Annotated in this window: 2 protein-coding genes; both read left to right on the top strand. The window is 70.6% G+C overall.

What is annotated here, in order from left to right; genetic code table 11:
* A partial coding sequence (locus J3473_RS19200) for a metal-sensing transcriptional repressor (RefSeq protein ID WP_207025402.1) occupies positions 1 to 156 on the top strand: 156 nt, incomplete at its 5' end.
* Between the two features lie 71 nt (positions 157 to 227).
* The gene (locus tag J3473_RS19195) at positions 228 to 851 is read left to right on the top strand and encodes a DUF4396 domain-containing protein (protein WP_207025401.1); all 624 of its coding nucleotides are present in this window, start codon (positions 228 to 230) and stop codon (positions 849 to 851) included.
* Positions 852 to 1,323: the final 472 nt, after the last annotated feature.

Raw genomic sequence — 1,323 nt, 5'->3', positions numbered from 1 at the left:
AGCGCCCTCAACCGGGCCCTCGAAGGCGTCGCCCTCGGCCTCATGGACGACCACCTCGCCCACTGCGTCCTGGACGCAGCCCGCGCCGGCGAGGACGAGGGCGCCGCCAAGCTCAAGGAAGCCTCCGACGCCATCCGCCGCCTCGTGCGCTCCTGACCACGCCCGACCCCACGCCTGCCGACGCACTCGCGCCGGTACGCCCCCACCACTCATCCCCGGGAGGACCCATGAGCAGCCACGCGGAGCACGCGCCCACCCACACCGGCCACGACCACCACGGCGGCCACGCCACCGGCGGCGTGGCCCGCATGGCCGTCAGCGCCACCCTGCACTGCCTGACCGGCTGCGCCATCGGTGAGATCGCCGGCCTCATCATCGGCACCGCCGCCGGGCTCGGGAACGCGAGCACCATCGCCCTCTCCATCGCCCTGGCCTTCTTCTTCGGCTACACCCTCTCCACCCTCCCCCTGCTCAAGGCCGGGCTCGCCGTCGGCACCGCCCTGCGCGTCGTCCTGGCCGCCGACACCGTCTCCATCGCCACGATGGAGGTCACCGACAACGTCGTCATGGCGCTCATCCCCGGCGCCATGAACGCCGGCCTCGTCAACACCGTCTTCTGGGTCGGCATGGCCATCGCACTCGCCGTCGCCTTCGTCGCCGCCTACCCCGTCAACGCCTACCTGCTCAAGCGCGGCAAGGGCCACGCCCTCACCCACGAGTACCACGACGCCGCACCCGTCCACGGAGCGCGACGCCTCATCCCCACCTTTGGCACCGGCGCCCTCGTCGCCACCTTGACCGCGTTCATGCTCGGCGGCCTCGTGGTCTCCGTCGCCGACAACCTCACCTGACCGCGCGGCACCTGGGCGTGGTTCGCTCTCTACCCGCCGCGACTCCGGCGCACAGGGAGATCGTCACCTACACCCGCTGAGTGCGGGCTGGCCTGTTCCGAGGTCGGGCAGCATAGAGACGGACGCAACGGCCTGGCATGTCGAGCAGCGCTCGGCGACCCGCTTGACATTCCGGAACAGCCAGGACCGTCTCGACCGATCTTCCTCATCGGGTGCACGATGAGGCATGAGTACCTCCGGACCGCAGGCAGATTCGGGGAGATCCCCCACAGAAGCGTGTGGTGGTCCCCCCTTGCGCACAGCACGAGGACGACCCCGACCAGGTCCTGGTCGGGGTCGCGCTCGTTCCGGGGGCCAGGACCCGCCGCGAACGTGTGTGAGGCCCCTGCGGCGAGACCGGTGTCATGTGCCAGGACATCGCTGACACAAGTGTCATCGTGGGCCTGACAGTAGGGACTTTCGGGGGCGGCCG

Origin of the sequence: Phycicoccus sp. DTK01, from assembly GCF_017312765.1 — a bacterium.
In the GTDB taxonomy this organism is placed as follows: domain Bacteria; phylum Actinomycetota; class Actinomycetes; order Actinomycetales; family Dermatophilaceae; genus Phycicoccus; species Phycicoccus jejuensis.
Note: the sequence above shows the minus strand (reverse complement) of the source record. Positions and strands in the feature narration are given on the sequence as shown.